Source organism: Exiguobacterium sp. HSB13 (genome assembly GCF_056764755.1).
Window position 1 is genome coordinate 1886692 of the sequence record NZ_JBUZOM010000001.1, and the last position, 22939, is coordinate 1909630.

Below are 22939 nucleotides of genomic sequence, written 5' to 3' on the forward strand. Positions count from 1 at the left end.
TTGGTCGGCAGTGTTGACGATACTTACTCCGCGTCGTCGATGTAATTGATATGGCTTAACTTGTTGTTTACTTTACACGGCTTGTTTTTCGCTGTCAACGAAAAAAACTCAGAACGGATGGTCTTCTTGTTTTTCTTGCTCCCGACGGACCGGACGTGGTCGAATCGGTTCGACGTGTTTAACATGTGTCCGTGTAACGATTCGGTTGCTGAACGCTGCGTCAAGTAAGATTGTGATCGCTGCTGCCATGTGTAAGAGCATCCCGACGACCGGAATGACACCGACCGTTGATGCGACGATCCCGACGATGTTCCCTTTTGAGACATTCCCAGCACGTGCCGTCAATACGACGACGACGATGTGAAACGCGAGCATCAACCACAGGGCATTATAACCTGAGAAAAAGACGATTGAACCACCTAAGAGCGGAATCCCGAGTACCGCTTCCATTCCACCTGATACCCACTTCAACGTCCGCAATGAATCCTGTCGACTCTCCATGACGTCGCCTCCTCTTTTTTTCCATATGTCTAGTATACGACGGATTGCAGAAAAGGTTCCAACGTTTTTGTTTAGTTTGTAAAATAACAAATAAAAAACGATCGGCGAATGTACTCAAGGCTTGCTCCCTTTCCTCAGGCGAGACACAAGCCGCGACTCTTTCGCTTCAAGCGAGGAGCCGGGTCTTGTTTGTCTCTGACAGCGCAACTGCGCTTTTTCCTGTAGGAGTGGAGCACCTTGAGCATCCAGCATGCACTGGAATATCCGTCAATCGCTCATTATTTTAAACCGCCAACACGTGGAACTGATAGCCACGATGGACAACGAATCCCGCTTCTTTGTAAAGATCAAGTGCCCGGTCGTTATCCGTCTCGACGTCGAGTTCGAGTTGTGTCCGACCTGTCCGGAACAATGCTTGAACCATTAACTTCAGCATCTTCTTCCCGTAGCCGTTGCCTTGAGCTTCTGGACGAACCGCAAACGCATGGATGCTCGCTTGTGTATCGGAAGCAAGATAGGCACGGATGACGCCGACCGGTTTGCCGCTTGCGACACCGATGAAAGTGATCCGGTCATCGGATTCGATTGCTTGATAGATCGACTCTGCTTCTTCGTCCGTGTTCCCGAACGATTTACCGAGGGTCTCGACGATGAACGGACGATCGTCTGCTGTCGCTTCGCGTAATTCGAAATCCGGATCGGCTTTTAAGAACAACTGCGCCTTTTTCAAGATCATGTTGTACTCGGTCATCCGGTACTCAGCACCTAATCCTTCGAGGACAGCTTGACCTGACTCACTTGCGTCGTCAATGACGAACGTGAATGCTTCGACGCCTGCTTCCGCTGCCCGCGTACGTGCTGCTTCAACGAGTGCCGTGAAAATGCCTTGTTTCCGGTAATCTGGATCGACAAAGACATTCAATTCCCATTCCGTCGGTAAGTACGCGAATGCTTGTAAATATCCAACCAATTGCTCGCCATCATAGATTGCGAAATCGTTCTCGCCGACCCAATCCGCTGCGACCTTTAATTCAATGCCATCGTGATCGTTGACACATTTTTCGAGTTGTAATACATCTGTTGTTTGTTTGACGTCTGTGACGTTCCATTCCATATTCATTCACCTCATTTTCAACTATACCGAACGAACAAAAGAAGCACTAGCAAAAGCTAGTGCTCATTGCAGTTTGAATGTCTTCATCATCTGCGGGACGTCCTTGACGATCAAGTTCTCAATCGCTTTCTTTCCGACAGCGCCTTTGACGGCCTCCGTCGGTAAGACGTAGTAGTACGTTTTGCTACCTTTCGTCCCGAGATATGTACCATATCCGATTTCACGGTCGAACTGTTTTTTCGAGAGCTTCTTCGGCTCGTAGTTCAAGTTGACGAGCAGTTGATCCGCTCCTTTGACTTTATAGTACAACGCGAACGTGCCGCTTCGCGTGACGACACCGTATTTCGATTTAACCGTCTTGTTCTTGACGAGCTCGACTTTGTCTTGCTGGATCACTTTTTTCAACGCGTCCGTCGTCTTGACCGTATAGCCGAACGTCTTGTTTTCGACGACTCCTTTGCTATATGTCACGTTACTTGCGGCAAAACCCGTCACCGGAGTCAGACATGCTCCGATTAAGACTCCTGTCATTGCGATTCGTTTCATGCTGACTCCCCCTTAAAATGATCGATAGTAATGGATTCCCTTTTGTGAAATAGGTAAACTCTATTCTCGAAAAAGATTTGACGGAATTGTCTAAATTTCTTACGATAGGGATAACGAAACGAAATGGGGTTAAAGCGATGACTGAACAAGAACAATTAACGCAAGAACAGCTCGATAACTTGCTCAAGAATGCGTTTGCAATGCAGGTTCCGATCCTCGAGAAGTTCATGAAGGATACACACGATCGTTATGCACTCGCAACGACGTCGTTCAAGCGTGACATGGAAGCGATGAAAGAGACGGAATGGCATCAGTTCTTCGCGAGTAAACTGTTACCGCACTTCTTCCTCGAGCACCTCGGATTCGGTGCCTCGTTCCGCTTCAACGGACATGATAAGGAAGTCGATCTTCCGGAAAACGTCGTGCCGGTCCGTAATGATGCCGATGAGCAAATCGAAAAAGTCGTCCTTGGGGTCAAAAAAGCGATGCAAGATGAGCACATCAAGAATCACGATCTTGTCGCGAACTTCTATAAGGAAACACTCGAACTCGCTTGCCAGATGGGCAGCCGTGTCGGGATGAGCGATGAGTTCTATACTCTCGTCAAACCAAGTCTCGTTCATGCGAACGACGGTCAATAATCGTTACATTAATTCAAGAGAGGTCAGTTCCGGAATGGTTTCCGAAAACTGACCTCTCTTTTTGTATGTTTGATAGAATCCGCTTAAAACCGAACGTAGAACACCGCTCCCCCACCATTCCGGTCTCGAACACCATACGCAAACTGATGACTATCGAGAATCATCCGACTGATCGCAAGACCGAGTCCATGTCCGGCACTACCTTCTTGTTTAACATAAACGTCCCAGATCGTTGCCCGGTCTTCCACCTGAACTCCCGCTCCCTCATCCTCGACCGTCAATTCTTCATTTGTTAAGCGAACCGTGACTGTTCCACCGATTGGTGAAGCAAAACGAGCGTTCATCAAGAAGTTGATCAGGATACGTTCGAACATTCGTGGATCAAGGGACTGTTTTACCGGTTGGAGCTCTGTCGCAAGCGTCAGTCCTGCCTGCGTGAACGTCCCGCGCAGGCGTTCAACCGTCATCGACACAAGTTCGTCGAGTGCCACATCCGTCTTTTCAAGCGGCATCCGTCCACCGGCAAGCTTCGAATAGAGTAACGTCTCATCGATCAGATGACCGAGTCGATCCGTCTCCTCGATGATGCTTGTCGTCACATCGGGTAGTTCAGCAACGGGAATGACGCCTGCCGCGAGTGCTTCGGTCTCGTTTCGAATGATTGCGAGCGGTGTCCTTAAGTCATGAGTGATCCCGGCGATGAACGTCTTTTGCAGATGATCCTTCTGTTTCAGTTGCGTCTGCATCTCATCGACCGCGTCAATCAACTCTCCGACTTCATCCTTCGGTCGCGCTGGCAGGATAACGTCCGTCTCACCGGCACCAATCTTTTGAGCAACGGACCGGAGCGTCACGATCGGTCGTGTCAGGTGCCGTCCCATGTAATAAGCGAGCAAGGATGCGAGTAACAGTGTCACGAGTAACGCAAGTCCAATCGCGAGATAAACACCGCTCAGCGCACTACTTGCAAGTGGTGCTTGCCGGACGGTCGTGATGCGCGTTCCGTCAACGGTCAACTGATACGTCAATAACCGTTCATCTTGCACTTCGATGACATCCTCCTTCTTGAGATTATCAAGAAGTGGTAATCGTCCAGCGGGTCCGCGCGCTCCGATCCGTTGCGTCAACCCGTCGGTCGTCAAAAATCCTTGGATATCACGCGGAATTGGGGTGTCGGCTTCAATCGCTTGTTTGATGATGTTCGCTTCCCGGGCGAGTTGATCGTACCGTTCGCCTTCCGCGAACCGATTGACGAGGAACGCCGTCAAGACGAAACTGAGGATGCCCATCACCAGCAACGGTCCGACGACAGCGTATAAGAACTTACGCATCAAAGGACGTCGTTTCATTCAATCGCCTCCAATCGATAACCGACCCGGTGCACCGTCTTCAATTGTCGTTTAATGACGGGCAATTTATCCCGTAATTGTTTAACGTGTGTATCAACGGTCCGGGTATCGCCTCCGAATGCATAGCCCCAGACGTCGTCGAGAATCTGATCCCGACTGAGTGCCTCACCGAGATGTTCAATAAAGTAAAGCAATAGTTCGAACTCCATCTTCGCGAGACTGACCGCCCGCTCACCTGTTTTGACTTGGCGTCCCTTCTCATCAATCGTCAAGTCACCGAACGCATGGCGAGCGACCGGACGGACTTTTAATGCCCGTTCAAGCCGGATCGTCAACTCCTTTAAGACGACTGGTTTGACGAGATAGTCATCGGCACCGAGTTCGAGTCCGAAGACACGATCATCCGCCTCTCCACGCGATGTCATCATGAAGACGACCGGCGGTTGAACTTGTGATTTGATGCCTGGCACGAGTGACCAACCGTCACCGTCCGGTAAGCGAACGTCGATTAAAACGGCATCAAACGCTGTCGTTAAGCACTGTTTCGCCTCCGCCAATGAACCAGCAATCGTTACGTCATACGCATGGTGACGGAGGAAGCGTGCCGTCACTTGCGCTAATTTTTGTTCGTCTTCAATCAATAGTACGTTCATGGTCATCCCTCCACTCCTAGTGTAGCGCCTTTTTGTCCAGATTTGCCTTTCTTCGCAGTTTCTTTGCAACTTCCTCACAACTTCTCTTTCGTGACCCTCTACCATAAAAGGTGAAAGGAGTGATCATCCCATGACATTCAAAAAACAATGGATCACTGCATTGACAATTAGCGCATTAACAGTCGGAGGCGCGTCAGCATACGCTGCGACGAACGACGATTCGAGCACGACGACAAAACAAGCGAAACACGGGCACCACTTCGAAGGTATGAAAAAGCACGACATGACGTTACTTTTGAAAAAATTGAACCTGACACAAGCCGAGGCAGATACTGCCCGGGAGAAAGGGCAATCAATCGCCGATCTCGCAAAAGCAAAAGGGATTTCGTTCGCTGATTATAAAAAAGCGGAACTCGCAGCAGCGAAGGAACAACTGGCAAGTCTCGTCAAATCGGGTGATTTAACACAATCGCAAGCGGACGACATGTTGAAGCGCCAAACGGACCGGTTCAGTGGCGTCAAGAGCTACGATGAACTCAAAGACAAGATGCCGATGGGTCGCCACGGCGGACCAGGTTTCTTCAATGAATCATTGATCGCAGACGTCTTGAAGGCACTTGGACTGAGCCAGTCGAAATTCGATGCTGCCAATCAATCGCTTGCTGCTTATGCGAAGGCACAGTCAATCAAGTTCGCTGACTACAAAAAAGCATTGCTTGCGGCACAGACAAGTGAACTCAACCAACTCGTCAAAGATGGAAAGATGACGAAAAAACAAGCAACGGAAATCAAGTCTCGTCTGACTGAGGAATATAAGGACGCGAAGAGCTACGACGATCTTCCGGATCGCGGTGATCACAGTAAGCGTGGTGACCATGGACCAGGTGGTGTCTTCGGTGACTCGACATCCGCAATCTTAAAAGCACTTGGACTCGATGAAGCGAAATTCGAAGCTGCAGAGCAATCCTTGCCTGAATTCGCGGAAGCGAACAAGATCGCTTACGCCGATTTCGAGAAAGCCGTCCTGACAGCACAAACTGCTGCGATTGATCAACAAGTCAAAGATGGCAAGCTGACAGACAAACAAGCGAAGCAGATCAAGGAACATATCCAGTCTCGAGCTGACGAAGCCTCAAGCTACGATGATCTCAAAAAAGGTCCAGAGCGCGATGGTCATGGTCGAGGACACGGACATGGTCCGGACGGTGACATGGGACCAGGTGCACCGGATCAAGGAACGGATGCCGACCCAAATGCCAGTGACACGTCCGTCGATTTAGCGATTTAAGATTTCGACCGAAGCTCCTTCATGAGAGCTTCGGTTTTTTCTGTTCCATTTAGGACAGATGTCTTTTGATCGTGATTTTCATATACTGGTTCACTTTTTTGAAAAATAAGTCTATTTCTTGAACGAAGGTTGCAATTTCCATTTCCTACACCCGATACTAGTAAAGAGAACGCTAGTATTGTAAGGAGGTGACGTGGATGGCTTTTCATGAAGCGATGAATCGGATTCGTCAATCCGACACAGCCCCACTCTATATCGGTGGACTTGAAGTGTCCCGTCCGGAAACGGCGGAAGCCTTCTTTCAGCAACAGACAGATGCAATCTTTTTATTCGATGCCTCTGGAACGATCATCTATTTCAATGAACAGTTACCAGACATGCTCGGTTATTCCGCTGAGACGCTCTATGAGCATTTCGCAGTGTTCAATCCGCCAGATCAAATCGAAGCGGTGACTGCCTTTTTCACACGTGCCTTAAGTGGCGAGACCGTTCATTATACGGCACAAGGACTCCACGCTGATCAACACCGGGTCACATTGAAGATTACGAACATGCCGGTCGAACAAGATGGACAAGTCATCGGTGTCTATGGTGTCGCGCGCGATATCACACGTGAGACACAACTCGAAGAAGATGTCACGTCGATTCGCTCTCAACTCGAACTGACGGAACAGATTCCGGAACTCGTCGTCTTCCATTTTGATGTTCAAAAGCAAACGATCGAATTCTCCCCTGCCTTACTGCATTTTTTAGGCCTTTCAGAAGTCGATGCGACGACACTCGATCAAGCACAACTGTTCAGTCGAATTCACCCACGCGACTTCGATCCGCTCCGGTTCGAGATGGAACGTTTGATTGCGGGTGAAAAGGAACGCTTTGAAATGGAAGTCTCCCTGCTGACGGCTGACGATACCTATCAGCTGTTACGCTTGAAAGCCTTTCACCGTCCGCACCATCCGAATCATCTGTCGGTCGTCCTGTATGATTTATCGGAAGTCGACGAGGCACGACGTCAACTCGTCACGGAACGGGCGCAGGCGCGTGAAATCTACGAAGCCGTCAATGCCGCGATCTCGCAAATTGACTTAATTTCGGGGCGAATTCTCTTTCACTCACAAGGGTTCCTGCACATCTTCGAAGAGTTACCGCAGGACTTAATCCTTAGTCGCGAATGGTTATTCGAACGATTAGACGTTCGCGATCATGCGGCGATGAAACAGTTCATCGGACGGTTAGTCGACGGTCAGGCGGGCACGATTCAGTACCGCCTTCACTTTCCAGATGGTCGCATCAAATGGATCGAGGACCGACAGATCCCGGTCTTCCAACTGGACGGAACGATTGCTTACACGAATAGCATCATGCATGACATCACGCTTCAAAAAGCATACGAGGAACAATTACGACAGCTCGCTTTGCGTGACGCCGTGACGCGCCTGCCAAACCGGCAAGCGCTGATTGAGACAATCGACGCGTGGCAAGAAAAGAATCAATCGTTCTTCGTCTTAACCGTCTCCTTCAACCGGATTGCTGAGATCAACAACGCCTTTGGACACGGTTCCGGTGACCAATGGTTACAAGGAACGGCAGCTTTATTACAACAAACGAAACCGGACGAGACGTTTCTCGGGCACCTTGGCGGCGATGAGTACGCCTTGCTCGTACCGACGAGCTATAAACAAGACGTGACGACATGTGCGCAGTCGTTGCTCGACTTATCGGAAACGCCGATCTCGATCGAACCGTATGCCTTATTCGCGCGGATCTCGGTCGGGGTCAGCCGGTATCCGGAAGACAGTACGGACGCCGTCGAATTATTGAAGCATTCCTATACCGCCTTACGTCGCTCACGTCGTGAAAACCACAGCACGATGCACCACTACGCATCGAATCTTGATATTGATTACTACCGTCGTTATCGTCTTGAGCAGGACTTGCATTATGCAATCGAGCGCAATCAACTGTTCCTAGAATATCAGCCGAAAGTCGATAGCTGGACCGGAAAAATCGTCGGTCTCGAGGCGTTAATTCGCTGGCAACACCCGGAATGGGGACGGATTCCACCGAACGACTTTATTCCGCTTGCCGAAGAGAGTGCCTTACATGTCGCAATCGGTGACTGGGTCGTCGAGACGGCGTGTCGTTCGATGCAGCACTGGAAGACGACAGGGGCAGAGCTCGTTCCGATTTCCGTCAACGTCTCACCAAAACGATTCTTGATTCCTGGTTTTGAACATCATATCGAGCGGATGCTGTCGACGTATCAGCTCGCACCTGAATTACTCGAACTCGAAATCACCGAAGCCGCCTTGATCATGGATGACCCGATGACGAGTCGGACGCTCGAGTACGTTAGTCGGATCGGCGTTCGAATCGCACTTGACGACTTCGGGAAAGGCTACTCCTCGATGGTCTATCTGCAACGGTATCCGATCAACGTCATCAAGATTGACCGGCAGTTCGCGACCCACATCACGGATGACGCCAAAGCCCAAGCGATCGTCAAAAGTATTCTCTACATGGCAGGTGAGTTCAATCTAACGGTCGTCGCAGAAGGCATCGAGACGCTCCGTCAACTTGATACGTTCCGGACGCTCAATTGTCCGAGTATCCAAGGCTACCTGTTTAGTCGTCCGGTCCCAGCGGACGTCATGGAATCATTCCTCCTGCGCGAGATCTTGTATCCGATCGAAGCCTGTTCCTTATCGAGCGATACGGTGCCTCGCTTCTCTGTCTCAGGAAAGGTTCGCATGTTAACGCATCATACACGACCATTCGAACTTCCTTTTTCGGACATCGAAGCCCATCAGACGAGCACGCGTGCACTCTATTTTTCGACGAAGACGTCGTTGCCGTTGTCGGATGCGACGTTTGAGATTCGATTGAGTGAAGGATTACAACTCGTCACTTGTACGGTGACAATCACCGGACAGGAAGATGAACAATATATCGGTGAATACACGAATCCGACAGAAGCGGAACAGATCATGCGTTTCTTCCAGTCGTTACGCTATCGCCCTTGACCTCTCCACGAAGACGTTCACACACGTCTTCGTGCTTTTTTGTTATAGTAATCGTAAAGCGTTTTACTTCAGAAGGGAGGAATGGCATGCAGTCACCACTACCTACGAAACATCATCGCCGCTCTACGAAAGGTCAGCTTTTTCGACGATTATTGATGCTGACGATCGGTGCCATCATCTTCGCGCTTGGACTGAAAGGATTCCTTGTTCCAAATAACATCATCGATGGCGGCATTGTCGGGATCTCAATTATCGGCTCAAAAGTGACCGATACGACGCTCGCCTTATGGTTGTTCTTCTTGAACATTCCATTCATCTTTTTTGGCTACAAACAAATCGGAAAAACGTTCGCCCTGTCGACGTTATACGCCATCTTCGTCATGGCGATCGCAACGAAACTCCTCGAACACATCGGTCCGCTGACAAGCGTGGATTTGCTCGCGACCGTCTTTGGTGGCTTGATTCTTGGAATCGGCGTTGGAATCGTCATCCGCTCGAGTGGATCACTCGACGGAACCGAGATTCTTGCCGTCTCCTTCAGCCGCTCGACGCCGTTTTCAGTCGGTGAGATCGTGATGTTCTTCAACGTCTTCATCCTCGGCGCCGCTGGTTTCGTCTTCGGTTGGGACCGGGCAATGTACTCGTTGATTACCTATTTTGTTGCCTTCAAGACGATAGATGTCGTCATCGACGGACTCGATCAGTCGAAGAGTGTCTGGATCATTTCGGAGAATTACGAAGAGATCGGTCTTGCAATCATGGATCGACTCGGTCGAAGCATGACGTATTTAAACGGAGAAGGTGCCTTTACCGGTGACGGCAAAAAAGTCATCTTTTGCGTCATCAGTCGCCTGGAGGAATCAAAACTCAAAGACATCGTTCGTGACTTCGATGAGCAAGCCTTCATTGCGATCGGCAATATCCATGATGTCCATGGCGGTCGCTTCAAGAAAAAAGATATCCATTAACCGAACGAAAGGAAGGAACACGGGTGTGGAAAAAACATCGTAAGAAAATCATCGGTGGCGTGATCGTCATCGTGACGCTTGCTGTCATCGTCGTCATCGGAATTTCCGGTTATGTCGGCTCTTCGTTGACGCAACCGGAACGTGAAGCCTTGACGACGACACCAAAAAAAGCGGAAGGACTCGACTATGAAGACGTCACCTTCCGCTCCTATAAAGACCGGACACGTTTGTCCGGCTGGTGGATGCCTAGCGAGGACGCAAAACTGACGGTCGTCTTCGCCCACGGCTACGGCAAGAACCGGGAGCAAGAAGATGTTCCGGTCTTCCCGTTATTCAAGAAGTTCCACGACGCGGGCTATAACGTCCTGACGTTTGATTTCCGGGGATCCGGTGAATCGGATGGAAAACGCGTCACGGTCGGTGCAAAGGAACAAGATGATTTGTTGACGGCCGTCCGCTACGCAAAATCGCGGTCTTCAAAACCAGTCGTCCTCTACGGGATCTCGATGGGCGCTGCAACGTCACTCGTAACCGCTCCAAAGGCGGACGTCGTCGGTGTCATCGCCGACAGCCCGTTCAGCGACTTAGAGAACTATCTCGCAACGAACCTGCCCGTCTGGAGCGGGTTACCGAACTTCCCGTTCACCCCGATCATCCTGGAGATCACGCCACCTCTGACGGGTCTTAATCCAGAACGGGTGAAACCAATCGAAGCGGTTCGACGGATTGAGTATCCGATTCTGTTGATTCACGGGAAGGACGACGATGCGATTCCGGTCACGGAAAGCATGAAGATTCAAAAAGCGGCTCCGCGCTCCGAGCTCTACGTGACGGAAAACGGTGGACACGTCCAGTCGTATGCGCACGACCGAAAAGCGTATGAAGAGAAAGTCATGACGTACTTGTCAGATCTGCACTGATGAAAGGAGATTGACATGCAACAGTTATCGTTGTTCCTGACCTTTTTCGTCGCACTGACAGTCATGACGATCGGACTGCTCGTCTCCCGCCGTGCCGGCTATCGTTTACCGTATGGACGAACGATCGCCTTGATTTGGACCGGCTCTGCTCTGATCGGACTCACCCTTTACTTATTACGTTAAACGAACAGCCGCCCGCTTCCTTGACGGAAACGAGCGGCTGTTGTTTGTGCTTATCGTTTTAGTACGGCAGCGCCGACGATCTTCAAGACTTCCGGACGACTGAGTTTCTCTTTCCCTTTTGCAAGGGCATCCAGCGTTCCATGTGCGAGTGCAAGTGGAATGTGACAGAATTCATAAATTGTCGTCTCCTTCGGAATGGACGCGAGGTAGGCATCGGCTTCTGCGAGATTCTCACGCGCGTAAGCAAACATCGTATCCGTCGTCCAACCAGGTGGGAAGTAACCGACACCACGCTCCGCATCCTCCTGTTGGTTACGCAGGATGTTGACGGCTTGTAAACCACGACCAAATCCGATCGCTTGCTGTTTATCAGTGACGATCCCAGCCTTCCAGTACCAGATGTCGGATAACATGACACCGACGAGTCCAGCGACATAATACGTATACTCGTCAAGATCCGCTTCCGTCTCGACCGTCCAGTCACGCTCTGCCCAGACCGCCATCCCTTCTGCCATCTCCGCCGTCGAATCGAGGACCTTCGGACGAATCGCGGCCGGACAATAAGCGATCCACTCCGGTAGACGGAGTGTTACTTCCGGTAGATACGCCGTGTAAGGCGCAATCAACTCGAGGTAGGTCGTAGCGGAGAACGTGCCCCGCATCAATAACGCCGTCTCGCGAAGCAACATCGTCTTGACGTCCGTTGCCAAGTCCTCATGGTCTTCAATCTCATCGATGGCACGCATGCATAGATAAGCAGCACCGACCGCTTCCTGTAAGTCTTGCGATAGTCGACTAATCGGGATATAGAAGGTGCGACTCGTCGCTTTTAATACACGGTTCGCGTCTTTTTTCAGCTGCTTCGTCTCATTCATTCCTGACAACTCCCTCTTTGGCTCAAAAGGTTTCTTTTCTCTTCATTACTATACACGATTCAACGCGTTTCAGCATTTGTTTCATGATAAGAAAGACTCCCTTTGCAGCACATTCGGGCAAAGGGAGTCTTTTCGTCCTCGTTTGAAGCGCATCGTTCACGAAAAAGATACGTTCCGATGACATTCAAATGGAATCATTTTTCCTGTTGTTTCAAGAGTTGTCCGATCAATCCAGTACTACGGGACGCTTCCGTGTTCTCTTCTTGGATCGACAAGTAGACTTCCTTGCGGTGGATGTCAACTTGCCGTGGCGCCTTGATACCAATCTTGATTTGGTCACCCTCGATGGCAAGAATCGTCAGTTCGATGTCGTCACCGATTTGAATCGCTTCTCCCGTCTTTCGTTTCAGTACGAGCATCAGCGACCACCTACTTCCGTCAGACTACCAATCAGATGACGATTCGTGTATGTATCGTCTAAGATGATTTGTTTCGCGAGCCGTTGTTTCGTCTCCATGACGAAAGGTGCTCGTAAGTTCGTCGTCGACGTCGTGAACGGATCGCGTAATGTGACCGTCGTATAGACGGCGACTTGCGCCGTATCCTCGATTCCGAGCTGCTCTTTTGCTGCTTCCGGCAACTCGAAGACGTATTCTGGATCAATCCAGAACGGGTTCGTCACGACGAAGGCGCACTCCGGCTGATCAATCGATTGAAACGACCAGAACGGAACGCCTTCTCCGAACGGGAGCAAGATGAAGCGTCTTGCTTCCGGAAAACCTGGTAACTCGGACGCGAAGGTGATGATTTCCGTCTCGTCAATCGTAATGGTTCCAAAAAAATCCGTTTCGATCTGCATGTCGTTATCCTTCCCCATCGAATATGCCGCCAACCGGCCACATATTCAGTTGATTTTGTTCTTGTAGATAAACCTCGACCTGACCTTCTTTGACAGTCAGTTCCGGGCGATACGTTTCGACTTCGATTTTCGGACGATTCGCGGTGTAACTTAATCGGACCTCAGCCGGCGTATAGGTCGTCTTGACTCGATCAAGGCTTCGCGGAATGAATCCGAGGGTCGTCACTTCAGCAGGCGGTGTCTCATTGGCTTTCGCAATTCGCGCGACCGTTCCGCCGCCCTGCTCGATCCGCATCAGTTGGTCGCCTTCGGAGGCTCCTTTTGCGACAGCTTCCTGTCCCTTTTGTCGTCCATAAGTAGCATACTGCCGAACGGACTCAAGCGCAGGAACGCGCCCCATCTCGATCCAGGCTTGCGTCGAATCGATTTCAAGACGCGCTGCGACCGTCTCAATCGATAGTTCCCCACGTGGTTGTTCAATCGACAGGGAGGCAGGTGTCTGCTTCTGCTCGATTTGCGGACGCGTGATGTTCATCCCGATTCGTGCCGCCGTCTGACGCATTTCAAGATGCGGAAGATTCATCTGCCTTCACCCCTTATCGTAGGAAATCGAGTAATGTCGGTTGAATGATCCGTGCCCCGGCGCTGAGCGCTGCCCGGTGTAACGTCTCGTATGACTTCAGATCCATGATGACTTTTTCTGCCTCGATGTCTTCGTTATTCGACATGACCGTTTTTGCGATGATTTCTTGATCCTCAAGCCGTGATGTGTTGAGGTCCATCCGGTTGACGCGTGCCCCGAGATCAGCACGTGTCTCGACCGCTCCGTTGAGCATCGCATCGATATCCTTCAACATACCAGATAAGGCAGCTCCATTGTTGTCAGCGTTCGTCCCGAGTGCATCGTAGACTGTTTTCAACGTTTGGAACGTTTCCGGTCCGAAGACGCTAAGCGGTGAGATATTGACTTGGACTTCAATACCGGAAGAGACTTCATACTGGATCGCTTCCGTCTCCTTGCCCGTCGGATCCCCATCCGTGAAGACGCCTTCGATCGGTCCCGCTGTACTTGCTAAATAATCACGCAATCCGTCCATCGAGACGAATGGCGTATCCGTCTTCGTTCCGTTGAAAATCCCTTTTTCATTGTATTTCGTGTTCGCAAGCGTTCCAATGTGTTCGATCAATTGACCGACCTCACTCTGAATCGCTTTCCGTTGTGTCGCATCATACGTATCCGTCGCCGCTTGCGTCGTCAACTCACGAATCCGACTCATCGCTGACGTGACTTCGTTGAGGGCAGAATCCGTCAAGTCCATCCAACCCGTTGCTTCACTCGCATTTTTCTTGAACTGTTCGACTTCTCGCACTTCCGTCCGGTAACGTACGCCTTGCATCGCAACGACTGGATCCTCGGACGGGCGTTGAATCTTCTTTCCGCTGATCAATTGTTCCTGAAGCGTGCTCAAGCGCTGATAGCTTGAGGATAAGTGCCCGATATTCGTTTTCGTCAACATCGTTTGTGTTACTCTCATCTATTCATCACCGTCCTACGAGTCCCATACCGTTGATGATTTTATCAAGCATCTCATCAACGGTCGTAATATTTCGTGCTGCTGCATTATAAGCGTGTTGATACTGAATCATCATCGTCATCTCTTCATCAATCGAGACGGCAGACATCGACATACGGCGCTGATCTGCACTTTCCATCAAGACAGCGGCACTCTTACCCAGGCGTCCGACCTGATCGGTCGAGACTGCCATGTCGCCGATGACATTCTGATAGAACGAACCGATTGTCGTCGTCGTGTTCGACTTCACGAACATGATGCTCGCTGTCTTCATCTTCGCTAGATTCAACGCCCCTTGGCTATCGCCGATGTTGCCGTCCGTTGACGTCGCGATGTTATCAAGGCTCGCCTTGATGTCCGAACCGACGGAAATCGTCGCTGCCGTGATCTCTACACTTGTTGACGTGAAGAAAGCATTCGTACCAAGTGTACCGTCTTTTTTCGTGTTCTTTGCGTGGGCGGCATTAAACGCATCAGCGAATGTCTTTGCCATCTCATCGAGTTGACCTTCCATCTTGACGTATTCACCGACAGCTTGACCGTCTCGCTCTTGCCCGTACATCTCGAGCAATCCGGATAAGCGACCTGTCGCAAATCCATTTGTCTTATCAAGTGTCTGCGCTACTCCGTTCACTTCAAGACCATTGTAGATTCCGTCCGCGTTTTCGGTGAAACGGAGCGTCACGGCTGTCGAGGCTTTTCCATCAACAGCTTTTATTTTCGTCCCGTCAGGCATCTTCAGTTCAATATCAATCCGTCCTTCTGCGTTGCGTAACGCATTCCCCATCTCTCCGCTCCCGATTGCTTGCGCGTCGACGGATACTTTCTCGAAGTCAGCGTATTGCGAAAGTTCATCTAAGTAGCGATCACGTTCATCGTAGAGCGCATTCGGAAGGGCACCGAGCGGTTCGACCGTATGAATCTCGACGTTGATGTTATTGATTTTCTTTAACAGGTCGTTGACTTTTTTCGTCGAGACCTCGACTTCACTCTTTAAGTCCGCTTTGACTTGATTGATTGCTTTCGCCATGTAATTGAAGGTCTGCGTGAGAGTCTCCGCTTTTTGACGGACGACACTGCGTGCACCTGAATCTTGCGGATTCGTCGATAAAGTCTGCAAGGATTCCCAGAACCCGTCGAACGCTTTCGAAAGACCCGTTTCCGACGGTTCGTTGATGATATCTTCCATCCGTCCGAATGCCGCTTGTTTCGTACCGTAATACGAGACTTTCGTCACTTCATCCCGATACTGCTTATCAAGCATGACGTCGCGAATTCGCTCGAGCATTTCTCCGCGGACCCCGGTTCCGACTTGTCCATTTCGTCCAGAACCAAGTGAAATCGAAAGTTGCTCCGTGGTTCCCATGACGAGACGTTGGCGAGAGAATCCTTCCGTGCCGGCGTTCGCAATGTTATTTCCAGTCGATTGCAGAGCCCACTGGTTCGTCGTTAATGCTCGACGCCCTGTCTCAAGCCCCATGAAAGTCGATCCCATCCGTATTCCTCCTTACGCGTTTCGATTGAAGTGTGTCTGGTTCAGTGCGGATTGTCCATATGTGAAGTCGTCCGCTTCTGGAATCAAGAGTTGGAGATGCCAGTCCAAATAGTGCAGAGACTGTTCCAGTAACTCCGCGTTTAGTGTATTCAACTGTCGCAGCTGACCGATCGTCTGCAACAACGTTCGGAGTGAGTCGACATCTTCTGGATGTGTCGTGATCCATTCCGTCATCGTCACGCTCCCCATGAGTGCGAGCCGTTCTTGTTCTAGTGCTTCGATTCGTTTGATATGTACGGGTTCTTCTTTGACGATTTCAGACAAACGGCGCATGTCGTTTGCGATCAAGACTTGCTTCTTTTCTTCTGCGAGCGCAAGTAAATGAGCATGCGCCTCGTTGAGTTGATTGATGAGTTGCATTCGGTTTCTCCTTCCGAATTGAAAAGGTTCCATTCATATAAAAAACGACCCGCGCATCCGTGCCCCGAGTCGCCTCCATTGTCTACGATGTCCAACTTACAGGTTCAAGAAACGTTCCGCGATTTTTTTCGCATCTGGTTTATAGGTTCCATCCTGGATCGCCTGTTTGAGGGATTCAATCTTTTCAGTCCGTGACGACTGTGTCTCGTTGAAACGCGCACGCGCTTCTGTAGAGATACTGACTTCGTCCGGACGGTTCGTACGTTGGTTTTTTGTTCCTTCTACTGATTGAGTTCTTTCGTACGTTTTGGGCATGTTCACCCATTTCGTAGAATCAATTCGCATGTGAACACCTGCTTTCTAGACTACAAGATTCTTAGTTCAAGTCCGATACGTCCTTGGTTTCGAAGAGTCAGAAGAGTCAAGCATCGCCTGGGCGAGGTCACGTCGTAAACGATCACGACATGCGGCACAAATCGTGCCTTCACGGGAGGGCTTCCCGCAACTCTCACACATGATTTCCATCTGGGAAATCTCGGAGATCAATAAGCGCCCTTCCTTGATGTAACGGAAGACGGTATCTCGACTAACACCCGTTCCGATCTCGACATCTTTAGGTGAAGTCCGGATTTTTCGTCGTTCTCGCAGAAATTCGCGTACCTTCTCAAAATCCGTATGATCCTTTCGTATGCAATCAATACACAGTTCTGAAGATTGACGCATGAATAACTTCCCGCAAGATTTACAATTGATGACATCCATTTCCTTCACCTCACATAGAGTATCGGCAGGAATGTTGCTTTCTTAAACACTTCGAAATAAAGTTACAGCAGAAATTTCTTTCGCTCCCGCTTCTTTGAGTCGAAACATCGCTTGGCGAAGCGTCGCACCTGTCGTATAGACATCATCGATAAGTACGATATTCTTCCCCTTGACGTCACTCGTTACGCAAAACGGGTTGCTACGCGCAAGTCGCGCTTGTCGTCCCGCCTTACTTTGTTCTGGACCATCGAGACGACTTAAACACGGAACAATCTTTCCGCGCATCCGACGTGCGATCAGCTCTGCTTGATTGAAACGGCGGTCCGAGAGACGCTCGATGCTTAGCGGTATCGGCACAAGAACTGCTTGTTTGATTTTTACCTTCTTCAAGTCATCGGTAAACATCTCAAGCAACGCAGTATCACCGAGAAACTTGAAGCGATGCATGAAATCCTTCGCTGCATCATTGTATAAATAAAGAGGTGCTGTTTGAAGCGTCAGTCCTTGTCTTCGCCATTCTGCGCAGTCTGCACAGCACACTGGACCCGGCTTTCCACAATCAACGCATTCCCCTCTTTTTACAAACTTTATTTTACAGGTCGGACAGGTCACTTGCCTAGTCCAGAGATTTCCAAGTTCCCAACTAGGTAGATAGACCTCTTGACAGAATAGACATCGATTCATGGTTGCACGGCGTTCGCTTTCTTGATCTCATGGATCGCTTCGTACATCGCATCACTCCGGTCATTGGCGCAAAATATAATGTCACCATCCGGATATGCCGACGATCGTCCGACTCGTCCGCTGATTTGAATCAGGGCTGCCGTACTGAATCCTTGATCAGCATCCAGAATCGCGACTTGAACGTTTTCAATCGTCACACCCCGCTCAAGAATCGTCGTCGTCAGTAAGATTCCTGTCGACTGTCGAAAACGTTGGACCTTCTCGACTCGTTCCGAATCTGCGGCATGGACGGTCTCGACGTCATAGCCCGCTGTCGCGAATCGGTTTTGCCATCGCTCGAGCTCTGCGATCCGTGAAACAAAGACGAGCCGTGGTACAGCGTTATGACGCGCCAACCAATCGAACACGAGATGTTCGCTATACGGTACGACGAGCTTCGGGACCGGTAACGGATAGCCATGATAGCGTCGCATCAATCGAACCGTCGGAAATCGTCGATGCCAAAACGAAGGCGTTGCGCTTAATAAAATCAGTGCGGCATCTTTCGTCATCGCGCGCTTGACGTATCGATGTAACGTTCGGTCGAGCCGGTATGGAAAAGCATCGACCTCATCTAAAAAGACGACGTCGAAACAATCCCGGTAATGAATCAATTGATGTGTCGTACTGACCGTGATATCACCCAGCTCAAGACGTTCAGACGAACCACCGTACAAGGAGACGATGGCGGCGTCTGCAAACGCTCGTTTTAGATGTCCCGTCAATTCCCGGACGACGTCTGCCCGTGGTGCTGCAACAAGTACACGGCGCCCGGTTGCGAGCGCATCGGCAATCCCCGGAAAGAGCATCGGCGTTTTCCCGGCACCACATACGGCATGGACGAGAAGCCGTTTTTTAGTTAGAACCGTTCGTTGGATCACTTGAGCAACGCGTAGTTGCGCCGGCGTCAACGTCAACGGTCCATGTTGGGCTGGTCTCACCGGATCAAGTGCCCGCTGATCCGTCACGAGTCGTCCACAGCTTCGCAGTTTGCCGTAAGCAAGACATTTCCGACAATAATAACAGGCTTTACCACAAGTACAATCCCCTCGCACTGGAAGCGCGCCACACCGCTGGCAACGCCATGTCACAGCTGGTCTGAATCGGTATGTCGCTTGTGGTGCGTCGATCCATTCAACAGGTACGAGTCGCCCTCGAAGATCCATCGTCATCTCTCCTTTTCTGTTTCGTCTCTTTCTCGCGGGCGTTCGGCATCTCCTTGTGAGCGTTCCACTACTCAACTCGAGCTTTTGACTCGTAGAATTCGAGATAACGTCATTCTTCAAGCTCTAAAAAGTCGTTTCCCTAGGATCATTCATGAATTTCGAGGATTTTGACAAAACAAAAGCAGCAGGTATCCTCATGAAGAGAATTCCTACTGCTTCCGCTCCTATCTTATTCTGCTGCGTGATACCATGTGACACCGATTGCCCCTGGTCCGAGGTGTGTACCGATGACGGGTCCAAAAACACTCATCTCGATGCGTGCCTGCGGGAAAAGTGCCTTCAGTTCAGAAATCTCTGTTTCTGCTTTTGCAGAATCCTCGGCATGGATGACACCGATGACATAACCTGCTCCGTCACCGTTGATATCTTCCTTCATCATTTCCTCAATCCGATTGACTGCCCGCTTAAACGTTCGAATCTTTTCAAACGGAACGATTTTTCCATCAACGAAATGAAGGACCGGCTTGATTTTCAGGAACGAGCCGACGAATGCCTGCGCGACACTCAAACGTCCTCCGCGCTGGAGGTGTTCGAGATCGTCGACGACGAAATACGCACGAATCTGTTCCTTTAATGTCTCAAGACGCTGGACGATCGTCTCTGCCGTCGCTCCTGCATCTCGCAAACGAACGGCTTCTTGGACGAGAAACGCTTGCGGCATACAGGAAATACGTGAATCGACTGGATGGACGTTGACATGATCCACCATCATGTTGATCGTATGTAACGCTTGGTACGTTCCGCTGATCCCACTTGATAGTGTGATACCGATGATATCTGTTCCTTCTGGCAACTGCTCGAACGACGACACGAGATCACCGATGTTCGGTTGTGAGGTCGTCGGGAGACTGCCTGTCTGGATGCGTTCATAAAATTCCGCTACCGAGATATCAAACCCTTCCCGGTAGGCGTCACCGTCGAAGATGACACTAAGTGGTGCGACGTGCACTTGATGTTCTTCACAATAGGTAGTTGGCAGATAGGCTGTGCTATCCGTTAAGATCACAATCTGGCTCATCCGTGAATTTCCTCGCTTTTATAGTTCCGTCGTGACGCTGCCAAATGTGACACGCCACAATCGCTTTTAAGTGTAGCATTTTTTACTGGATAAAAAAAGAAAGACGGAAGCGAGAGCTCCTGTCTTTCGAGATATTAAACGACGACCCATCCACGACGGATTGATTCGACGACAGCACCGGTCCGGTCCGGCACATTCATCTTCCGGAGGATCGATGAAACATGGTTCTTGACCGTCTTTTCACTGATGTATAACGTATCACTGATCGCACGGTTCGAGAAACCGTCCGCTAACAATTGCAAGACTTCACATTCGCGACGCGTCAAGACGTGAAGTGGCGCTTCCGCGACCCGTTTTTCAACAGGTTGTGACGCCATCGTTTGTTTCATCTTCATCAAACGACGATATTCCTGCAATAAGTTCGGTGTGACTTTCGGGTGGACGTATCCGCCTTCCCGGTACACGGAACGAATCGCATTGACGAGTTCATCCGTCGCCATTTCCTTTAAGAGGTAACCGACTGCACCGGCACCTAGGGCATGCATGACATACGTCTCATCATCATGAATCGATAAGATGATGACCCGCACATCCGGATAGACTTCCATCAGACGTTTTGTTGCTTCAACACCGTTGACTTGCGGCATGTTGATATCCATTAAGACGATATCCGGTTGATGGGTTTCGACGAGCGAGATGACTTCCGCTCCGCTTTCCCCTTCCGCTACGACGACGAATTCTTCTTCGAAATCAAGAATTCGTTTAACGCCTTCGCGGAATAACTGATGATCGTCGACGATGACTACTTTCACTTGCTCGTTGTTCACAGTGTTTCCCCTCTCGCTTCGGATTCCTCGATTGGAATCTTGACCTTGATGACCGTACCTTTTCCGGGCTGCGTCTCGATATCGAATTCACCATCGATCAATTCGATCCGTTCACGCATACCAACGAGTCCGAATGACTCGTCGCATGATGCGACGATGGAATCGAAATCAAATCCAACGCCATTATCCTTCACGTGGATTCGTACGGAATGTTGATATTGTTCTATGATAATACGAATGTCACTCGCTTTGGAATGCTTTACTGCATTTTGGACGGCTTCTTGAACGATTCGGAAGACGGCAACTTCATACGTCGAATCGATCCGTTCACCGCCTCCTAGATAATTGAAGTGAACCGGAATATTCGAAATTTCTTGAATATGGCGAAGATAACGTTCGAGCGTCGGAACGAATCCGAGATCGTCAAGCGTCATCGGACGTAAATCGTATATGATACGGCGGATATCGGCAAGCCCATCCCGAATCAACGTCCGCAAACGGTGAATCTCTTCAAAAGCTGCCTCTGCCCCATTATGCTGGTGAATCTTCTCGATCAAATCGGCCCTAATCAAGACGTGGGCAAGCGTCTGTGCCGGACCATCGTGCATATCGCGCGATAAGCGGCGGCGTTCATTTTCGGCGGACTGGAAGACTTTTAGACCCATTTCCTGTTTTTGCATCGCCTTTTCATATTTTTCATTCATCATCTGCATATCGTCCGTCAAGAAGTTGAGGACGACCGAGACACGTCCAATCAATTGATCTGCCCGTTCAATCGTCTCATCGAGCTGAATCAGTCGGCGTTCGAGTTCATCACGACGCTTTCGGCAATTCATCTCGTCTCGTTGATTGATGAACGATTCGAGTTGCAACGCGTTCGCTGTCTCATAGGCCGACCGGACATCCTGTTCCGAGTAGCTGTCGAAGTTCTTACTGACGACGACGAGTCGCGCCTTCGCATCCTTGATATGGCGTTCGAGTCGTTCTGCTTCTTTTATATAGTCGTGCACCCGAATTTTCAGGTCGCGCAGTTCTTGCTGGATTTCGGCATATTGTTCGCGAGAACTTTCCGTGATCCGGACAATTTCCTCCCGACTCTCTTCTACGACGCCGATGATGTTCTGTACGATATCATTCAAGGATAGCCGCTCCCTCATCTCATTCGTCATGGTACTCCCTCCATTCCTTGCCAGTCGTCTACGGTTGTCTCTCTCTTGGAACGTCGTTATGCTAGAAAGAACTAGTTAACGAGGAGGACATTTTTGATTATGACATTATCTAATTATTATACAGTAAAAGAAAACGGTTTCCACGAAATCATTATCCAAAAGTCACGATTCATCACTTATTTAGCTCGCGCAACGACGGAAGAACAAGCCCAGGCGTTCATTTCCGAGCTGAAAAAAAAACATCACGATGCGAACCATAACTGCTCTGCCTATGTCATCGGTGAGCGTAATGAGATCCAAAAAGCGAATGATGACGGTGAACCGAGCGGAACGGCCGGTGTTCCGATGCTTGAAGTCTTGAAGAAGCGTGACTTGCGTGATACGGTCGTCGTCGTGACACGATATTTCGGCGGCATCAAGCTCGGTGGTGGTGGACTGATTCGAGCATATGGTTCGAGTGTCTCTGAAGCACTGAACGCAGTCGGTGTCGTTGAGCGGATCGAACATACCGTCGTTTCTGTCAACGTCGACTATACATGGCTTGGAAAGCTCGAGAACGAACTACGGGCGAGTGTCCATCCGATTGATCAGATTCATTACCTCGATCAGGTTCAGATCGACGTTCTCGTCAAGACAGCCGATGTCCCTGATTTTCTCGACTGGATGACGAACATGACGAACGGTCAAGCTGATTTGTCAAGCGGCTCTACCCGCTACCTCGAACGTGACATTATTTCCTGACCTGCTATACTGATTGTAAAGAAATTTAAAGTTTTTTTAAAATTCAGTTAATGTTAGGAGTTAA

At 50.0% G+C, this 22939-nt stretch carries 26 protein-coding genes and 1 other annotated feature (1 of these 27 cut by a window edge); of the genes, 7 read left to right on the forward strand and 19 right to left on the reverse strand.

What is annotated here, in order from left to right; translation table 11 throughout:
• Window positions 1–46, reverse strand: a binding site (T-box leader) (it extends 192 nt beyond the left edge of the window).
• Between the two features lie 62 nt (window positions 47–108).
• From ACZGCQ_RS09990 to ACZGCQ_RS10000, 3 genes are all read right to left on the reverse strand, one after another.
• The gene (locus ACZGCQ_RS09990) at window positions 109–501 is read right to left on the reverse strand and encodes a hypothetical protein (RefSeq protein ID WP_029342516.1); all 393 of its coding nucleotides are present in this window, start codon (window positions 499–501) and stop codon (window positions 109–111) included.
• A gap of 283 nt (window positions 502–784) precedes the next feature.
• Window positions 785–1615 carry a GNAT family N-acetyltransferase gene (locus tag ACZGCQ_RS09995; RefSeq protein WP_481266151.1) on the reverse strand — a complete coding sequence of 277 codons (831 nt, stop codon included), beginning with the start codon at window positions 1613–1615 and terminating at the stop codon, window positions 785–787.
• 63 nt (window positions 1616–1678) lie between these two features.
• The gene (locus ACZGCQ_RS10000) at window positions 1679–2161 is read right to left on the reverse strand and encodes a hypothetical protein (RefSeq protein ID WP_481266152.1); all 483 of its coding nucleotides are present in this window, start codon (window positions 2159–2161) and stop codon (window positions 1679–1681) included.
• Window positions 2162–2298: 137 nt separating this feature from the next.
• On the opposite strand from ACZGCQ_RS10000, the gene ACZGCQ_RS10005 reads away from it, so the two are divergent.
• Window positions 2299–2802 carry a hypothetical protein gene (locus ACZGCQ_RS10005; protein ID WP_029342519.1) on the forward strand — a complete coding sequence of 168 codons (504 nt, stop codon included), beginning with the start codon at window positions 2299–2301 and terminating at the stop codon, window positions 2800–2802.
• An 83-nt stretch (window positions 2803–2885) separates the two neighbouring features.
• Here the strand turns inward: ACZGCQ_RS10005 and ACZGCQ_RS10010 are convergent, their stop codons facing one another.
• Window positions 2886–4151 carry a HAMP domain-containing sensor histidine kinase gene (locus tag ACZGCQ_RS10010; protein WP_481266153.1) on the reverse strand — a complete coding sequence of 422 codons (1266 nt, stop codon included), beginning with the start codon at window positions 4149–4151 and terminating at the stop codon, window positions 2886–2888.
• Window positions 4148–4804 (reverse strand): response regulator transcription factor, encoded by a 657-nt coding sequence (locus ACZGCQ_RS10015; RefSeq protein WP_174316549.1) that lies wholly within the window; start codon window positions 4802–4804, stop codon window positions 4148–4150. Before ACZGCQ_RS10015 ends, ACZGCQ_RS10010 begins: the two co-directional genes overlap by 4 nt.
• A 130-nt stretch (window positions 4805–4934) precedes the next feature.
• Here ACZGCQ_RS10015 and ACZGCQ_RS10020 point away from each other — a divergent pair, with 130 nt between their 5' ends.
• The 5 genes from ACZGCQ_RS10020 to ACZGCQ_RS10040 all read left to right on the forward strand — a co-directional run bounded on the left by ACZGCQ_RS10020 (window position 4935) and on the right by ACZGCQ_RS10040 (window position 11186).
• On the forward strand, window positions 4935–6092 hold the full coding sequence (locus ACZGCQ_RS10020; protein ID WP_481266154.1) for a hypothetical protein: 1158 nt from the start codon (window positions 4935–4937) through the stop codon (window positions 6090–6092).
• A 197-nt stretch (window positions 6093–6289) separates the two neighbouring features.
• Window positions 6290–9115 carry a sensor domain-containing protein gene (locus ACZGCQ_RS10025; protein WP_481266155.1) on the forward strand — a complete coding sequence of 942 codons (2826 nt, stop codon included), beginning with the start codon at window positions 6290–6292 and terminating at the stop codon, window positions 9113–9115.
• An 86-nt stretch (window positions 9116–9201) separates the two neighbouring features.
• The gene (locus ACZGCQ_RS10030) at window positions 9202–10083 is read left to right on the forward strand and encodes a YitT family protein (RefSeq protein ID WP_035410093.1); all 882 of its coding nucleotides are present in this window, start codon (window positions 9202–9204) and stop codon (window positions 10081–10083) included.
• Window positions 10084–10106: 23 nt separating this feature from the next.
• Window positions 10107–11003: an alpha/beta hydrolase gene (locus tag ACZGCQ_RS10035; RefSeq protein ID WP_133207712.1), complete on the forward strand. Its 897-nt coding sequence runs from the start codon at window positions 10107–10109 to the stop codon at window positions 11001–11003.
• Between the two features lie 15 nt (window positions 11004–11018).
• Complete coding sequence (locus ACZGCQ_RS10040; RefSeq protein ID WP_156772520.1) at window positions 11019–11186, forward strand: hypothetical protein; 168 nt, start codon at window positions 11019–11021, stop codon at window positions 11184–11186.
• Between the two features lie 50 nt (window positions 11187–11236).
• Here the strand turns inward: ACZGCQ_RS10040 and ACZGCQ_RS10045 are convergent, their stop codons facing one another.
• The 14 genes from ACZGCQ_RS10045 to ACZGCQ_RS10110 form a co-directional block, all read right to left on the reverse strand.
• Window positions 11237–12061, reverse strand: coding sequence for a squalene/phytoene synthase family protein (locus tag ACZGCQ_RS10045; RefSeq protein WP_195864500.1), 825 nt, complete (start codon window positions 12059–12061; stop codon window positions 11237–11239).
• Window positions 12062–12255: 194 nt separating this feature from the next.
• Window positions 12256–12480, reverse strand: coding sequence for a carbon storage regulator CsrA (csrA, locus tag ACZGCQ_RS10050; protein WP_029342527.1), 225 nt, complete (start codon window positions 12478–12480; stop codon window positions 12256–12258).
• Complete coding sequence (gene fliW / locus ACZGCQ_RS10055; protein WP_481266156.1) at window positions 12480–12920, reverse strand: flagellar assembly protein FliW; 441 nt, start codon at window positions 12918–12920, stop codon at window positions 12480–12482. Before fliW ends, csrA begins: the two co-directional genes overlap by 1 nt.
• Before the next feature lie 4 nt (window positions 12921–12924).
• Window positions 12925–13503: a DUF6470 family protein gene (locus ACZGCQ_RS10060; protein WP_481266157.1), complete on the reverse strand. Its 579-nt coding sequence runs from the start codon at window positions 13501–13503 to the stop codon at window positions 12925–12927.
• A gap of 13 nt (window positions 13504–13516) precedes the next feature.
• Window positions 13517–14455, reverse strand: coding sequence for a flagellar hook-associated protein FlgL (gene flgL, locus ACZGCQ_RS10065; RefSeq protein WP_481266158.1), 939 nt, complete (start codon window positions 14453–14455; stop codon window positions 13517–13519).
• Window positions 14456–14462: 7 nt separating this feature from the next.
• Entirely contained in the window at window positions 14463–15989 is a 1527-nt protein-coding gene (flgK, locus tag ACZGCQ_RS10070; protein ID WP_481266159.1) for a flagellar hook-associated protein FlgK, read from the reverse strand.
• Between the two features lie 12 nt (window positions 15990–16001).
• Window positions 16002–16409: a flagellar protein FlgN gene (locus ACZGCQ_RS10075; protein WP_481266160.1), complete on the reverse strand. Its 408-nt coding sequence runs from the start codon at window positions 16407–16409 to the stop codon at window positions 16002–16004.
• A gap of 96 nt (window positions 16410–16505) precedes the next feature.
• The gene (gene flgM / locus ACZGCQ_RS10080) at window positions 16506–16754 is read right to left on the reverse strand and encodes a flagellar biosynthesis anti-sigma factor FlgM (RefSeq protein ID WP_047393186.1); all 249 of its coding nucleotides are present in this window, start codon (window positions 16752–16754) and stop codon (window positions 16506–16508) included.
• Between the two features lie 36 nt (window positions 16755–16790).
• Complete coding sequence (locus ACZGCQ_RS10085) at window positions 16791–17132, reverse strand: hypothetical protein (protein ID WP_481266161.1); 342 nt, start codon at window positions 17130–17132, stop codon at window positions 16791–16793.
• Between the two features lie 81 nt (window positions 17133–17213).
• A complete protein-coding gene (locus ACZGCQ_RS10090) occupies window positions 17214–17711 on the reverse strand; it encodes a ComF family protein (RefSeq protein ID WP_336798429.1) in 498 nt (165 codons plus the stop codon).
• A gap of 140 nt (window positions 17712–17851) precedes the next feature.
• Window positions 17852–19060, reverse strand: coding sequence for a helicase-related protein (locus ACZGCQ_RS10095; RefSeq protein WP_481266162.1), 1209 nt, complete (start codon window positions 19058–19060; stop codon window positions 17852–17854).
• A gap of 229 nt (window positions 19061–19289) precedes the next feature.
• On the reverse strand, window positions 19290–20138 hold the full coding sequence (locus tag ACZGCQ_RS10100; RefSeq protein ID WP_481266163.1) for a DegV family protein: 849 nt from the start codon (window positions 20136–20138) through the stop codon (window positions 19290–19292).
• A gap of 134 nt (window positions 20139–20272) precedes the next feature.
• A complete protein-coding gene (locus ACZGCQ_RS10105; protein ID WP_029342537.1) occupies window positions 20273–20965 on the reverse strand; it encodes a response regulator in 693 nt (230 codons plus the stop codon).
• Window positions 20962–22134 carry a sensor histidine kinase gene (locus ACZGCQ_RS10110; RefSeq protein WP_029342538.1) on the reverse strand — a complete coding sequence of 391 codons (1173 nt, stop codon included), beginning with the start codon at window positions 22132–22134 and terminating at the stop codon, window positions 20962–20964. Before ACZGCQ_RS10110 ends, ACZGCQ_RS10105 begins: the two co-directional genes overlap by 4 nt.
• Before the next feature lie 99 nt (window positions 22135–22233).
• On the opposite strand from ACZGCQ_RS10110, the gene ACZGCQ_RS10115 reads away from it, so the two are divergent.
• The gene (locus ACZGCQ_RS10115) at window positions 22234–22875 is read left to right on the forward strand and encodes a YigZ family protein (protein ID WP_047393173.1); all 642 of its coding nucleotides are present in this window, start codon (window positions 22234–22236) and stop codon (window positions 22873–22875) included.
• Window positions 22876–22939: the final 64 nt, after the last annotated feature.

What these genes read in the sequence shown, in the direction of transcription:
- flgK (WP_481266159.1), bottom strand. Translation starts at nt 15,989, where the DNA reads ATGGGATCGACTTTCATGGGGCTTGAGACAGGGCGTCGAGCATTAACG.
- ACZGCQ_RS10005 (WP_029342519.1), top strand. Translation starts at nt 2,299, where the DNA reads ATGACTGAACAAGAACAATTAACGCAAGAACAGCTCGATAACTTGCTC.
- ACZGCQ_RS10100 (WP_481266163.1), bottom strand. Translation starts at nt 20,138, where the DNA reads ATGAGCCAGATTGTGATCTTAACGGATAGCACAGCCTATCTGCCAACT.
- ACZGCQ_RS10010 (WP_481266153.1), bottom strand. Translation starts at nt 4,151, where the DNA reads ATGAAACGACGTCCTTTGATGCGTAAGTTCTTATACGCTGTCGTCGGA.
- fliW (WP_481266156.1), bottom strand. Translation starts at nt 12,920, where the DNA reads ATGCAGATCGAAACGGATTTTTTTGGAACCATTACGATTGACGAGACG.
- csrA (WP_029342527.1), bottom strand. Translation starts at nt 12,480, where the DNA reads ATGCTCGTACTGAAACGAAAGACGGGAGAAGCGATTCAAATCGGTGAC.
- ACZGCQ_RS10095 (WP_481266162.1), bottom strand. Translation starts at nt 19,060, where the DNA reads ATGGATCTTCGAGGGCGACTCGTACCTGTTGAATGGATCGACGCACCA.
- ACZGCQ_RS10040 (WP_156772520.1), top strand. Translation starts at nt 11,019, where the DNA reads ATGCAACAGTTATCGTTGTTCCTGACCTTTTTCGTCGCACTGACAGTC.
- ACZGCQ_RS10115 (WP_047393173.1), top strand. Translation starts at nt 22,234, where the DNA reads ATGACATTATCTAATTATTATACAGTAAAAGAAAACGGTTTCCACGAA.
- ACZGCQ_RS10110 (WP_029342538.1), bottom strand. Translation starts at nt 22,134, where the DNA reads ATGACGAATGAGATGAGGGAGCGGCTATCCTTGAATGATATCGTACAG.
- ACZGCQ_RS10020 (WP_481266154.1), top strand. Translation starts at nt 4,935, where the DNA reads ATGACATTCAAAAAACAATGGATCACTGCATTGACAATTAGCGCATTA.
- ACZGCQ_RS10030 (WP_035410093.1), top strand. Translation starts at nt 9,202, where the DNA reads ATGCAGTCACCACTACCTACGAAACATCATCGCCGCTCTACGAAAGGT.
- ACZGCQ_RS10015 (WP_174316549.1), bottom strand. Translation starts at nt 4,804, where the DNA reads ATGAACGTACTATTGATTGAAGACGAACAAAAATTAGCGCAAGTGACG.
- ACZGCQ_RS10025 (WP_481266155.1), top strand. Translation starts at nt 6,290, where the DNA reads ATGGCTTTTCATGAAGCGATGAATCGGATTCGTCAATCCGACACAGCC.
- flgM (WP_047393186.1), bottom strand. Translation starts at nt 16,754, where the DNA reads ATGCGAATTGATTCTACGAAATGGGTGAACATGCCCAAAACGTACGAA.
- ACZGCQ_RS10075 (WP_481266160.1), bottom strand. Translation starts at nt 16,409, where the DNA reads ATGCAACTCATCAATCAACTCAACGAGGCGCATGCTCATTTACTTGCG.
- flgL (WP_481266158.1), bottom strand. Translation starts at nt 14,455, where the DNA reads ATGAGAGTAACACAAACGATGTTGACGAAAACGAATATCGGGCACTTA.
- ACZGCQ_RS10000 (WP_481266152.1), bottom strand. Translation starts at nt 2,161, where the DNA reads ATGAAACGAATCGCAATGACAGGAGTCTTAATCGGAGCATGTCTGACT.
- ACZGCQ_RS10085 (WP_481266161.1), bottom strand. Translation starts at nt 17,132, where the DNA reads ATGCGTCAATCTTCAGAACTGTGTATTGATTGCATACGAAAGGATCAT.
- ACZGCQ_RS10060 (WP_481266157.1), bottom strand. Translation starts at nt 13,503, where the DNA reads ATGAATCTTCCGCATCTTGAAATGCGTCAGACGGCGGCACGAATCGGG.
- ACZGCQ_RS09990 (WP_029342516.1), bottom strand. Translation starts at nt 501, where the DNA reads ATGGAGAGTCGACAGGATTCATTGCGGACGTTGAAGTGGGTATCAGGT.
- ACZGCQ_RS10045 (WP_195864500.1), bottom strand. Translation starts at nt 12,061, where the DNA reads ATGAATGAGACGAAGCAGCTGAAAAAAGACGCGAACCGTGTATTAAAA.
- ACZGCQ_RS09995 (WP_481266151.1), bottom strand. Translation starts at nt 1,615, where the DNA reads ATGGAATGGAACGTCACAGACGTCAAACAAACAACAGATGTATTACAA.